Annotated in this window: 14 protein-coding genes and 1 pseudogene; 12 read left to right on the forward strand and 3 right to left on the reverse strand. The window is 68.6% G+C overall.

What is annotated here, in order from left to right:
* Window positions 1-47 precede the first annotated feature (47 nt).
* Complete coding sequence (locus IF129_RS16410) at window positions 48-695, forward strand: hypothetical protein (protein WP_191210423.1); 648 nt, start codon at window positions 48-50, stop codon at window positions 693-695.
* Window positions 696-1,016: 321 nt separating this feature from the next.
* Here the strand turns inward: IF129_RS16410 and IF129_RS16415 are convergent, their stop codons facing one another.
* The 3 genes from IF129_RS16415 to IF129_RS16425 form a co-directional block, all read right to left on the reverse strand.
* Window positions 1,017-2,423, reverse strand: a complete 1,407-nt coding sequence (locus tag IF129_RS16415; RefSeq protein WP_318153782.1) for an ApeA N-terminal domain 1-containing protein — start codon at window positions 2,421-2,423, stop codon at window positions 1,017-1,019.
* Between the two features lie 193 nt (window positions 2,424-2,616).
* The gene (locus IF129_RS16420) at window positions 2,617-3,180 is read right to left on the reverse strand and encodes a GNAT family N-acetyltransferase (RefSeq protein WP_191210425.1); all 564 of its coding nucleotides are present in this window, start codon (window positions 3,178-3,180) and stop codon (window positions 2,617-2,619) included.
* Window positions 3,177-3,947 carry a GntR family transcriptional regulator gene (locus IF129_RS16425; protein ID WP_191210426.1) on the reverse strand — a complete coding sequence of 257 codons (771 nt, stop codon included), beginning with the start codon at window positions 3,945-3,947 and terminating at the stop codon, window positions 3,177-3,179. Before IF129_RS16425 ends, IF129_RS16420 begins: the two co-directional genes overlap by 4 nt.
* A gap of 424 nt (window positions 3,948-4,371) precedes the next feature.
* On the opposite strand from IF129_RS16425, the gene IF129_RS16430 reads away from it, so the two are divergent.
* The 11 genes and pseudogenes from IF129_RS16430 to IF129_RS16480 all read left to right on the forward strand — a co-directional run bounded on the left by IF129_RS16430 (window position 4,372) and on the right by IF129_RS16480 (window position 12,088).
* Window positions 4,372-4,599, forward strand: coding sequence for a hypothetical protein (locus IF129_RS16430; protein ID WP_191210427.1), 228 nt, complete (start codon window positions 4,372-4,374; stop codon window positions 4,597-4,599).
* A 100-nt stretch (window positions 4,600-4,699) separates the two neighbouring features.
* A complete protein-coding gene (locus IF129_RS16435) occupies window positions 4,700-4,870 on the forward strand; it encodes a hypothetical protein (protein ID WP_191210428.1) in 171 nt (56 codons plus the stop codon).
* A 152-nt stretch (window positions 4,871-5,022) separates the two neighbouring features.
* Window positions 5,023-5,238 (forward strand): annotated as a pseudogene (locus IF129_RS16440) (DUF6284 family protein); the annotation flags it as partial.
* Entirely contained in the window at window positions 5,235-5,390 is a 156-nt protein-coding gene (locus IF129_RS16445) for a hypothetical protein (RefSeq protein ID WP_191210429.1), read from the forward strand. The pseudogene IF129_RS16440 and the gene IF129_RS16445, both read left to right, overlap by 4 nt.
* A gap of 11 nt (window positions 5,391-5,401) precedes the next feature.
* The gene (locus IF129_RS26450) at window positions 5,402-6,496 is read left to right on the forward strand and encodes a conjugal transfer protein (RefSeq protein WP_381480494.1); all 1,095 of its coding nucleotides are present in this window, start codon (window positions 5,402-5,404) and stop codon (window positions 6,494-6,496) included.
* On the forward strand, window positions 6,493-6,882 hold the full coding sequence (locus tag IF129_RS16455; RefSeq protein ID WP_191210430.1) for an RRQRL motif-containing zinc-binding protein: 390 nt from the start codon (window positions 6,493-6,495) through the stop codon (window positions 6,880-6,882). The genes IF129_RS26450 and IF129_RS16455 overlap by 4 nt, the downstream gene beginning before the upstream one ends.
* 71 nt (window positions 6,883-6,953) lie before the next feature.
* Window positions 6,954-7,271, forward strand: a complete 318-nt coding sequence (locus IF129_RS16460) for a hypothetical protein (RefSeq protein WP_191210431.1) — start codon at window positions 6,954-6,956, stop codon at window positions 7,269-7,271.
* A complete protein-coding gene (locus tag IF129_RS16465; RefSeq protein WP_191210432.1) occupies window positions 7,268-8,884 on the forward strand; it encodes a hypothetical protein in 1,617 nt (538 codons plus the stop codon). The genes IF129_RS16460 and IF129_RS16465 overlap by 4 nt, the downstream gene beginning before the upstream one ends.
* 88 nt (window positions 8,885-8,972) lie before the next feature.
* Window positions 8,973-11,123 (forward strand): ATP-binding protein, encoded by a 2,151-nt coding sequence (locus IF129_RS16470; RefSeq protein ID WP_318153783.1) that lies wholly within the window; start codon window positions 8,973-8,975, stop codon window positions 11,121-11,123.
* A 213-nt stretch (window positions 11,124-11,336) separates the two neighbouring features.
* Window positions 11,337-11,813, forward strand: a complete 477-nt coding sequence (locus IF129_RS16475; RefSeq protein ID WP_191210433.1) for a hypothetical protein — start codon at window positions 11,337-11,339, stop codon at window positions 11,811-11,813.
* An 11-nt stretch (window positions 11,814-11,824) separates the two neighbouring features.
* Window positions 11,825-12,088 (forward strand): hypothetical protein, encoded by a 264-nt coding sequence (locus tag IF129_RS16480; RefSeq protein WP_191210434.1) that lies wholly within the window; start codon window positions 11,825-11,827, stop codon window positions 12,086-12,088.
* Window positions 12,089-12,146: the final 58 nt, after the last annotated feature.

Below are 12,146 nucleotides of genomic sequence, written 5' to 3' on the forward strand. Positions count from 1 at the left end.
AATCCGCACACACGCCAAGTCGGCATGAGGCTTGCCATAATGACGAGGTGACAACGCTGATCCTTGCGGCCGCGAGCCGAACTGCTAGCTGGACCCCCGTAGCAATTGTGACGGTGTGCGCCTTGCTCTTCACCGTGGGTTCTTTCTGGTGGATCAATGCCAGACAGGGCAAGCTGCAACTCTACGAACCGCACTCCTTCGCAGCCTGCGCTAACCAGCAAAAGACGCTACTCCGACTGCCCCTTGTGATGTACAACACAGGAGCAAAGCCCATCATTGTTCAGGATCTTCGGCTGCGATTCCCCGACGAACCTGGCGCACTGATGCCGCTTCCCTGGCGAACGTCTAGGGCTAAACTCATGCCCGCATCGGATGATGGACACTTGCTGCCATCGGTTTTCTCGGTAGCGGGCCGAGAGGCGGAGCAGATTTTCATCGAGTTCGGCGCCCCCTTTCCTGGCTTCGTGCCAGAGGCACGTGACTATCGCATCCGAATTGAGGCTCGGCTCGGTCATAGAAAGGACTGGACGTCTGTGCTCACTTTCACCTGGCGTGCTGCCCATATGTGGGCTCCTACGTCCTACATTGCCTACAGTAACTCTCCTCAAGACCTGACGCGCGAGGATGTGGAGAAGGCCGACGCCGCTTTGAAGATCCTCGCTACCAAGGTTAAGGCGACCGAGAGGGGAGAGTGACCTGAGGTCGGTGGAGATCCTGGGCCCGGTGGCCTGCCCGCGCTTCACCCAGGTGGCCCCCGGTTTTGCTCGACGAGAGCCCCGAGCCGGGGATGTGCCTAGAGTCGTGGAGCCGACCGACACACGACGACGCCTTCTGTGGCTCGCCCCCGGCTCTGCGAAGAAAGATTGATAGAGACAAGGGGCCTACGCAGGAGCACATCATAAGAGACGAGAACTGCCTTGGGGGTTCAACCGGGGCACGCATCGGCTGCATGACCCCTGTCGCTGTGGGCACCGCACGCGGGCACGCGCGTGCACCAGCATCCAGTACCGTCCATGTCAGGCATGGCGGGAAACAAACTGGCCGTCTCCGTTGACAAAGAGGCCATACGCATCGAACTCGTCTTTGAGGCGATCGAAGTCGTGTACTCGATTACCAAACAGGTCGACCGCCTCCAAATCTGGCCTAGTAACCCGAAGTGCCAGCATACGTACCGCAAGAGCCGTTACGGAACTTACGAGATGCGTCTCGGTCGGGTCAGGGAATTGCCCGCGATCGAAGTGCTTGATAGTATTGTAATTGTTTGCAATTGCTTGGGCCAAGCCGACCACTGATGAACAAAGAGCCGACCAGTCCCAGCCGGTTTCAACGAGGCAGCGATACATGTATGTCGCAGTCGTTGGACTCCCGTTTCGCCTACACGTAGGCGATTCGCCATCTACCGGTCCGATCAGATTCGCTGCTGCCTCCATGCTCATCGCAGCACTAATTACCAAATTTTCGATGATCGCACCCGGTCGGTTTAGCGCACTAACCGCAGGGTGAATGAAGCGCACCCAAGTATCGTAACAAGTGGACCAGTTTTCCAGGCCATTCGACCCGACTTTGCTAAATTCCACTAGCGGGGACTGCAACCTTTTACGTGAGGGCGACGGCTTCGAGTGCTCCTTCACGGTGCCTCGGCTCACCAATTGGTAAAAAGGAGTCTCAACTACACTACCATCCAAAGTTTTTGCATTGAATCGCGAATCTTTGATGTCATGGCGTCGAAAGTAGGTCGCGCAACCAAAGATGAAGGACAACAGCGCAGACACCTTGCGATGCTCAGCCAAGTGTTGCAGTACCGGCTTAGGGCATTCGAATGTGCTAACTAGCGACACACCTTCGGTTACATTCACACTGTTTCGGGCTGGATCAACGTTCCAGTCGCCCGAAATTTTCATCATGGACGCGCCTTGCCGCCATTGGCTCCCGTCTAGACTCGCAATTTCGATTGTGACTCTTTGCACACGACCCTGGTCGTCTTGGTCTGTTTTCCTCCTGATTGAGCCGTAGCGGGTCCAGTCAATAAGACCGTCAATACGAGATCGAAATTCCTTCACTTCGAGTTGATCGTGAAAATCTCCATCCCTCCCGTGGAGTACGAGCTCAGACGGCGTCACCCGGCCAACTCCAATCCCTCTCGGATAATTAACCGTGTGACCTGAGTATCGACAACCATATAGCGAGATATCCCCATCAAGGGACATCAGCAGCAAATTGCTCGGAGGCTCCTCCGAGTTGAACCATTCCGCAGTGGACCCAAACTGGGATTCTCCAGGGAAATCGAGATACGGAACTTCGACTTGGGCACCATTGGTTTCACTTAGCCGCAGGGTTGCAGCGACGTACGGAGTCCCATCGATGCCATCGACCAACATTCCCGTCACGGAGTCGCCAAACTCGATAGACCGCCGCGCTACCATCGCATCTCCGTTGTCTCGTTGAGTGCTACTAGCAGGGTCATGCTAGGCGAAATCAGCGGTTATGCTGAAATCCTCCTGATGTTCCATGCAAAGGACTTCCGGGAGCCGATGGGGCAGATATTTCGAAATTCTTTACCGCAAGTGATCACGGCTCCGGAGGCTTTCGGTACGTTAGCTAAGCACACGGTGCCGCCTACCCGCCGGCAGATGTCGGTGTGGGTGTTACGTCCACGAAGCCGTGGTCGGCGGGGGCGGTGAGGCGTTGGGCCAGCCAGCCTGAGACTCGGGGGCCGCCGTTGACGGCTGTGCCCTCGCGGACCGTGCGGACGTGCTCGAAGCCCTGCTGCAGGTAGTAGCGCTGGAGACCCTCGTTAGTGGTCCACGCATCGAGCCTGAGCCACTTGGCGCCGGCGCGGTACGCCCGGTCGCCTGCCCAGTCGAGGAGTCTCGCGCCCAGGTTCGCGCCGGCGTGGGTGCGCGCAACGGTGAGCTTGGTGATGAACATGGACGGCTCGCTGAGTTCCTCGTCGGTCCACAAGCCCTCTTCGGCTGTGGCGTCCACGGTGATGGTGGCCGCTGTAACCGGGCCGTCGTCCAGCATGAAGACTGATCCGGCCTCCACAGCGGTGAGTAGCCGGTCCGCGGGGTAGGGCCGCTGCCACTGGTCGGAGCCGAGCTGGAGGAGCCACGAGGCCGCTTCCTCGCGGAAGGCGAGGAGCTGGGCGACGTCTTCGGGCCGAGCCGATCGAATGATCACTGGGTGTTCCCTTCCCGAGCGGCCAGGCTGCCGATCTCGTAGTTCATCCGGTTCAGGTCGCCTCGGAAAGTGGTGACGGTGGACCGGATCGGGCGTTCCTCCGAGTAGCCGGTGCGGGTCCAGAGGAGTACCGGGACGCCCGCGCCGATCTCCAGCATTCGCGCTTCCTCTGGGGTGGGCATGCGGGTCGCGATCTCGTCGAAGTACCCGACCTGTTCGACTCCGTGCGCCGCCAGGTACCTCGTCGTTCCCTCCGCGATGTCGCCCGGCTCAGCTAGTCGAGGAGCCTCGTCCACTAGCCACGACGGGTAGTGGGTCGCCTGCGTGGACCAAGGGACGTCGTCCACGAAGCGGTGGCAGAACCGGAGTACCGTGCGCGATCCCGGTTCCACCTTGAGCCGGTGTGCCACGTCCTCGGGAGCCGGCCGGATCTCGACACGGAACGTCTGGTGCGGCCTGCGGCCGGCGTTGGCCACATCGGTGCTGTAGGCGTCCCCATCCTGGGGGAAGCTCAGGTTCTCGAAGCGCGAGGCGTTCAGCTCGAACACCTCGTGCTTCGCCACCTCGTATCCCAGCCCTTGGCTAGAAGTCACGAGTCCCTGGGACACCAGCAGCCCGAGTCCGGAGCGGACCGTGTTGCGCGACGCCTCAAACCGAGCCGACAGCTCGCTTTCCGAGGGCAGCCGCGACCCCGGCGGGTAGGTGCCGCTGTCGATCTCGCGGCGCAGGGCGTCCGCCACCTGTCGGTACTTCGGCTGCTTGCTCATGCCTCCATCATCACTCACTCGCTCAACTTGTTGGTACATGCAGGCTCCCATCGCTTGACACGGTCACTGCTTGTAGGCAAGCATCAACTCATTCGACTTGTACCAACAAGTTGAATGAGTGGAACCCGTTCTGCGGGTTCTGTTTGCTGCGCCCGGACGGCCCCGTGAGACGGGTCGAAAGGCAGCGCTCGTGCATTGAGAACTGAACAGCGCGACGAGGTCGCCGCCTCCTCCGATAAGGCGGCCAGCGCGGCAGAGGTCCGCGCAGTACAGCCATCCGTGGCCGTGTGGTCACGGGCCGGTTGCCTCCTCCGCCCGTCTCGTACGGGCGGAGCCGAGGGGAGCCGGAATCCCGCTCCGAAGTGAAGCGCCACCTGGGGGGCATCCCAGGTGGCGCAGACAGGCACCTGAACTGGAGGCACCTGTGAGCACGATGATCGCTGGCCCGCCGCGTGCGGGCAACACCCATCCGTCTCTCGCCGAGTCCGGCGGCGAGGAGAACCGGCCGCCGCTGCCGATCCGCAGCCCCGGAGAGACGCTGCCGCCCGAGCGGCGGGGTGAGCAGATGCTGGCCGAGCTGCTGACCGACTGGTCCCGCAGCGCCTCGCCCTCTTCCGGGCGCCGACTGGTGGCCGGGGGGTGGCTGCGGTGAACCCCTCCATCGCCCAGGCCGGGATGACCGACGAGGAGCGTGAGGAGCTCTCGCGCAAGCTGGCCGAGGTCAACCGCCGCTCGCTCAAGGGCAGCGGAAAGTGAAGCGTCGTCGCGGCTGGGCCGCGATCGGCAACACCGGAACCGCCTGGTGGGGCGACTGCCCCCGGTGGGCCGACGCCCAGCGAGCGGCCGGGCTGACGGTCACGACCGTCGTCATCATCGGCCGCCGCTGGCCCTGCACCTTCTGCCGACTCCACCTCACCCACTGACACGACGACACCCAAGCGCGGGGCGGGCCCCGGCCATATGGCCTCGGTCCGACCCGCTGCGTCGTCCATGTCCCTGCTTGGAGACACCATGAACACCCACCTGCACCTGGTCCCCCCCGCTCGGCAGCCCCGTCCCGGACGAGGAGGGCGAGCCGACCGCCGCCGACCTGGCCGCCATCGAAGCCGAGCTGCCCGCCATTGAGGCCGAAGTCGAGCTGCTGAGCGTGGAAATCGCGCTGCTGGACAGGCCGATGACCGAGCTGGACGCCCGGCGGTTGCGCCGAGCCACCACCCGCGCCCAGAACCTCCTGCACGACCTGACCAACCGCGCCCCCGTCCATCTCCTGAGTGACGGCGGTGCCGCATGACCAACCACCCGACGCCCACCGCTGATGCGGCCCTGGCGGAGGTGCGGGCGGAGTTCGCCTGCACCTCCGCCAGGGCCTCGCTGTTGATCTCTGCGCTTGGAGCCTTCCTCGCCCTGGCCGCCGTCCTGGCCGTGATCGGGGGTGCGCGGTGAACGGTGCCGCGTTGAGCACACCGCAGAAGGTGGTGCTGACGGCCGCGTTCGTGCCGATGCTGGCCACCGGGATTGCCGGCGGAATCGGCACCTACACCAACGTCGCCGCCGCCTACGGGCAGGGCACGGCGGTTGGTGCCGTCGCAGCCGGCGAGGGCGCCACCGCCGTCCTCGCCCTGGTCCTCCTCGGTCTGACCATGCTGGGCCAGTCGGCCCCGGCCGTGGTGCGAGCCGGGTTGTGGCTGCTGCCGGCAGCCGCGTCCGCGATGGCCGTCACCGCGGCCGACGATCCGGGCCAGGCCGTCATCTACGCCATCACCCCCATGGGTATGACCGTCGCCGCCGAAGGCATGGCCTTCCTGGCCCGGCGCATCGTGGTTCACCAGCACGGACGGGACGTCGAGGCCGAAGCCCGCGCGGCCGGTGCAGTGCGGGCCCTGGCCTACCACCGCGCCCGCGCCGCTCACCACCCCACCGGGTGGGTCCGCAAGGCGTCCGAACACCGCTCCTGGCGCCTGGCCCGCCGCATCGGCAACGGTGACACCACCCTTGACGCTCAACTCCTGACTGTTCAGCGCGAGCGGATGCAGGCGGGCGCCGACGCAGCCCTGGTCGACATGTTCGGCACCGCCACACCACCCCAGCTCCCCGCCACGGACCGTCCCGCGCTGGCCACGGCAGAACGGCGGGACGTGCCCCAGGTGGTTCCGGCCGGTGCCCGCATGCTGCCCGTCGTCGCCCGCCCGAGGACGGTCACCGACCCGGCCACCCCGCCGGTCACCGAGGCGGTCACGTCGGCGGAGCCGGTGAGGGTTCCGGACTGGACGGTCGGGCCGTTCTGGGACGACCGCCCCCGCCCGGTCGTGGCGGCCGCTGCCGAGCCGCGTCAGGTGGTCACCGAAGCGGTCACCGAGATGACCACCACCCCGGCCGGGGAGATGACCGCCGGTGAGCTGCGCCGGGCGGTCCGGCGGTTGAACCGACAGGCGGTCAAGGAGACCGGACGCCCGGTGACCATCGGCCGCCTGCGCACCGACCTGGGCCTTACCCGCCGTGCGGCCACCGACCTACGCCGCCAGGTCGTCACCGCGCCCCGCGCCTCATGACCAGCCTGGGCCGCGCCGACTGCTTCGACCCCGACGGCGTACGGTTCGGCGTCCCCACCTACCCCTGGCGCCTCGCCCCCCAAGGGCTGGCCACGCGGCGTCAGCTCCGCGCCCTCGGGCTGCGTCCCGGCGGACAGGAGGTGGCCGCGCAAGTGTTCCGACCGCGCCGCCGGGGGCGTGAACCGCTGGTCGCCTACCTGTACCGGATCGACGCCGCCAAGCCCGTGCGTCCGATGACGCCCGCGAAGTGGGCCGCACTCGGGCGGGCACTGGCCGCGCGCCGTGTCTGCCCCGACTGCGGGCAGGACGCCGGTTACACGATCTCCACGTCGTTGGGCACCTGCGTGCCCTGCCACGACCGGCCCTCCGCCGCCCTGGCGGCATGAACGTACGAGCCCGGCCGCCCACCTACCACAGCACGCGGCCGGGCTCACCTCCCAACCGGAAGGACTGTCTAGTGAACCAGCACGCCAAGCACCGTGTCCTGCGGACGGCAGCCGCCGCCGTCTGTGCCCTGCTCGCCGCCGCTCAGGTGCGGGAGCTCGTCGCCCACCAGGTGCCCTGGCACCTGGTGGGCGTCTGCGGGAGCGCCCTGTTCCTGGTGATGTTCGGCGCCGTTGACCGGCTGGTCGCTCGCTTCTTCACGGTCCGGCTGTCCTGCCTGGACTGTGACTTCGGAGTCGAGCTGACGGGCGCCGACTCCGCCGAGGTGACCCGCTGGCGGGCCGCCACCGCGAACCACCCTCACCACGGGCCCACCAGGGAGGTTCGATGACCGCCGACCTGCACACCACAACGTCCACGGCCGACGCTGGGACCACGGCGCCCATCCCCACGGCCCCGGCACCGCGCCGTCCGGAGCAGGGCGACGCCTCGGCCCCGGGACCGGCCCACACGCCCGGTGGCATCCCCGCCGTCCCGGTGGCGGTTATGGCCGCCAACAGCGTCGTCGGCGGCGTTTCGGCGGCTGCGCTGGCGGCCGGGCCCATGGCCGCGCTGGCCGCCGTGCTCGGGGCCGGGATGCTGACGGCCGGTACTGCCGCCGCCTGCCGTACCACCAACCGCCGCCGCTCCACCGGCATCGGGACCGGAAACGGCAGCACGCGGCCCAGCCCCGAGCGAACCGGCGCCCGCACAGCACACGGTTCGGGCGCTGGCATCAGCAGCGGACGTCGGTCCGCCGGCAGCGGTGGCCGCACCGGGACGGGAACGGCTTCGGCGGGCACCCGGTCGGCGAGTTCGACGAACCGGCCCGGCAGGACGGGCCCTGCCGACGGCAGCGGCATCAAGGCAGGGAGGGTTTCGGGCGCGCGGTTGGCGTCGTCGGCGGGCGGAGTGCGGAAGCTGCGCCGCCAGCAGGCCGCCGCCACACCCACCCGGGCTCAGCGGCGCCAGCAGCAGACGGCGGCCCGCCGTGAGGTGGCCGACGCCCGCCGCGCCGCCAGAGCCCACCGCAGCAGCGTGGGCACCGGCCCCGGGACCAAGTCCCAGCCCAGCCGCAACAGCAGCTCAACTGCTCTGGGCCACAGCAGCGGTTCAGCCTCGTCGTCACCTCGTGCCCGCAACGCCGCAGCGAACAGCGGCGGCGGGAAGTCGGGGCGCCGCTCACCCGGCCAGGTGGTGCGGTCGGTGCCGGCCACGCTGCGGGCCGCACACCGCAAGCGGCAGGACGAAACCGCGGACCTGCGAGCGAAGCGGGCGCAGAAGGCCCGGATGGCCGCGTCCGCCCGCAGAACCCTGCTGCGAGCCCTGGTGCGGGCCCGGCTGCGCTACCTGGCCCGTGCCCTCCCCGCAGCCGCCCTCGCCCTCCCGCTCGGGCTCCTCGGCCTGCTGACCACGCCGCTAGGCCGGAAGCTCGGGTGGGCGTGGCTGATGTACCCGGGCCGGCGGCTGTACGCGGCGATGACCGCCACTGCCCGCGCACGCCTGACCGAGGACCTCGCCCAGGCCGCGTCGAACGATGACGAGCGCGAGGACGACGAGATCAGCGACCGCGTGCCGCGCGGCCGCAACGCCAACACGACGGAAGGAACCGGTATGGACGACGGTCAGTTCGGGTTCGCCGAGGCGGCTGCCGAGATGGAAACCGCAGCCCAGAAGTACGACCCCGAAAGCATGATGGAGGTCATGGCGGCGATCCACTCGATCCCGGAGGGGTTGCAGTCCATCGCCAACATCTTCGCCCTCCTCGTCGAGCGCTCGGACGCCGAGTACCCGATGGACCCGGCCGTGGGCGAAGCCCTCGCGGACGTTCACCACCTCCTCACCCAGGCCGTCACCGGCGCCGAGGAGGTCTGCAAGACCTTCGGTACCGCACACGAGGCCGACATCGAGCGTCTGGAAGCGCCTCGCAACGGCGAGGAGAAGTGGAACTACCTGGGCGACTGACCCCCGCCCATCGCACCCTCACGGGCCCGGCACACCACGTGTGCCGGGCCCGTCTTCTTACTCACTGCCCTTGCGTGAAGGGAGCACCGTGACCCCCAACCCCGCATCCGAACCGGCCTCCGGCCGTGTGTCCCTGGCCAAGTCGCCCACCCGCAGGAAGCCGGCCGCAGGGCGGGGCGGGCCACCGCTGGACTGGGCCGCCACCCACGGCCCTGTCTCCGGTGCCGTGTCCGCCGCCACCGGCGCCGGCGCACTCGCCCTCCTCGGAGCCGCCACCGGCATGCCGGCGGGCTGGCCCCTCCTCGTCGGCGCCGCCGGAGCCCTCGGGCACGGCATCGCCCACAGCCTGATTCGCCGCATGACCGCCCGCACGCTGGCCACCCGCGCCACCTCATGGCTGCTGGCGGGCGGCTGGACGAGCTGGGCCATCGCCACGGACCCCCTTTCCTGGACCGCCGTCGGCACCCTGGCCGCGCTCGGAGTCGGGATCGGGGCCGCCGCGACCAACGCCGCCGTCCACGAAGAGGTTGCCGAGGAAGAACGCCTCTCCGCCCAGGCCCGGGAGGCGGCACGGGAGCTGTCGGCCGAGCGGCGGGCCGTCGCCGCCGAATGGAGCGACCGCATCGCCCGCGTCACCGGCTTCCAGGCCCGCGTCTTCGCCGTCGAGTCCTGGGCCAGCGGCGCCGGGTTCTCCCTGGCCGCCGAACTCCCTGGAGACGGCGCCACCTGGGACCGCATCCGCGCCAGGGCACGGGCTCTGGCGGCCGACGCGCGGTTGCCGCGCGGCTGCGTCGTCCACGTGGAGGAAGGCGACGTTCAAGGTCGCGTCGTCCTCGACGTCCCCACCCGCAACGTCATGGCCGACACTGTCTCCTACCCAAGCGACTACGGGCCGTTGTCGGTGCTCACGGGCATTCCCTGGGGGCTGCTGCCGCACTCCGAGCCCGTCACGCTGCACCTGCGGGAAGCCTGTGCGCTGATCCTGGGCCCGCCCGGGTCGGGCAAGTCCACCTTCCTCGATGCGGTCCTCGCGGGCTTCGCCCGCTGCACCGACGTCCTGACCTTCGTCATCGACCTCAAGCAAGGCGCCGTAGGTATGCCCTGGGCCCGCCCCTACCTTGAAGCCGAAGGGCTCCTACCGCCCGTCTCCGGCTACCCCGCAGCGCCGCAGGGGGTGCGGCCGGGCGTCGACTGGATCGCGGGCACCACCACGGAAGCCATCGTCATGCTTCAGACGGTGCTGGCGATCAACAAGGCCCGTCAGGCCGCTTACCAACAGCTCATGGCCCAGGCCAATACGACCCTGCTCCCCGTCAGCCCTCGCCTGCCGCAGATCATGGTCGTCGTCGACGAGGGTGCCGAAGCGCTCTCCGCCGGGCCCCGAGACAAGGAGCGCCGTCGGGTGGGTGAGCTGATCCGGGAGGGCATGCGCACCACTCGTGCTATGGGCATCCGCTTCGTCCTGACGGCCGTGGACGGCAACCTGTCGGCCATCGGTGACACCCAGGTCCGCAAGTTCTCGCCTGTCGGCGTCGCGCTCACCTCTGGCGAGTCCGCCGGAAACAACACCGGCAAGCTCTTCCCCGGAGCCAGGATCGACACCGGGCAGTTGAACGAGGCCGGTGCCGGCGTCATCGGCAACGCCCGCCGCGAGGGCTTCGCCCCCACGCCGTTCAAGGGCTGGCACACCACGCCCGGCATGGTTCGCGATGTCGTCATCGCCACCAGCAACCGCCGCCCCACCCTGGACGACGTGTCCGTGCGGGCTGCCGGGGACGCCTACGCCCAACGCTGGAGTCCCGAGCGGGCCGGATGGATGTGGAACGACGGGCTCATCCCGGCCACGACCACCGACAAGGCGCCGGAGAAGGACGCCCCGGGCGAGCGGCGGCCGGGGCTGAACCTGGCCTACAAGCGACGCGAGGACGAGGCCGACGCCGCCGTCGCCCGCCTCATGGACGCCATCGACAGCCGGTACGGCACCACCCCCGAACCCAGCCCGAGTCAGGCCATGCCGGAGACCGCGTCGGGACACGAGGGGCCCGAGTGGCTCACTGCCGCGATGGCCGCGATCAAGGACGCGGGCGCCGCCGGGATGAAGCCGGGCGCCGTCGCGGACCTGGTCGGCCGAAGCCGCCAGGCCGTCCGCGATGCCCTCAAGGCAGCGGCTGAACGAGGCGAGCTGGTCTACCGCGACAACGGCCCGCACTCCGTCTACGTCCACCCCGATCACGCCTGAGAACGCCTCACACAGGGCTACTGGCTACTGCCTACCGGCAACCTGCCACTAGGCAGTAAACGGCCCTCAGAAGGCTCCCTGAGCCTCTTCAACAGGGCATTTGCCAGTAGCCACTAGCCAGTAGTCACTGACCACTAGCAACACGCACCGTGACCCCCGGCTGGGCGGCACCCACACCCCGGGTGCCGCCCAGCCGCGTCGAAAGGACCCCGTGTGCACGCCGACACCCGCCACCAGATCACCACCCTCGCCCTCCACCAACTCCCCGCCCCGGCGCCCGTCATGCAGCTCCGCGAACTCCCGCCCGGCGTCGAAGTCGTCACCCTTCCCGGCGGCATCCGCACCCTCGCCTACACCCAGCCCTCCGCCGCGCCCGCGCCGCAGACGAGTCCGGCCGGGGCGCCGATCCCGACCTGGGCCAAGACGACGGCCCTCCTCACCCCCACGGTCGGTGGCGGCATCACCGTCGCCGGTATCGGACTCTCCTACGCCGCCCCGGGACTGATCGCCATGAGCCATGCCCTGTGGGCCGCCGCCGCCCTCGTCGCCGCAGCCGCCGTCGCCGTCCCCCTCCTGCTGACCGCTGCCCGCCGTCGCCCCGACGCGACGGCGACGCCGCCTCACATCACGCAGAACATCTCCGCCACCGGCCTCTTCGGCCGCGCCAACGGCACCATCAACCACCACTGAGAGAGGCACGCATGCGACTGCGCATCCGCCGCATCACCTGGCCCCGGCGGGCCATCGTTCTCGCCGACACCCCGCGTCCCGACTGCCGCGACTGCGGCGGGGAGGGCGGCAACGCCTACGACTACGGCGAGCCCTTCACCGGCGAGTACGCCGGCACCGACTGGGAGCCCTGCCCCTGCTGGCACGAGGACCGCCGCTGGGTTCTGATCCCGCTCCCCCGCCGCCGGCCCCGCCCCACCTCCCGCAGCGGCTACTGCGACGAGCCGCCCTTCTAGCTACGCCGAGGGCGGCCCCCTCACGCCAATGACCGGGGCCGCCCTCGTCTCCCAGCAC

Origin of the sequence: Streptomyces chumphonensis, from assembly GCF_014779715.1 — a bacterium.
GTDB classification, from domain to species: domain Bacteria; phylum Actinomycetota; class Actinomycetes; order Streptomycetales; family Streptomycetaceae; genus Streptomyces; species Streptomyces chumphonensis.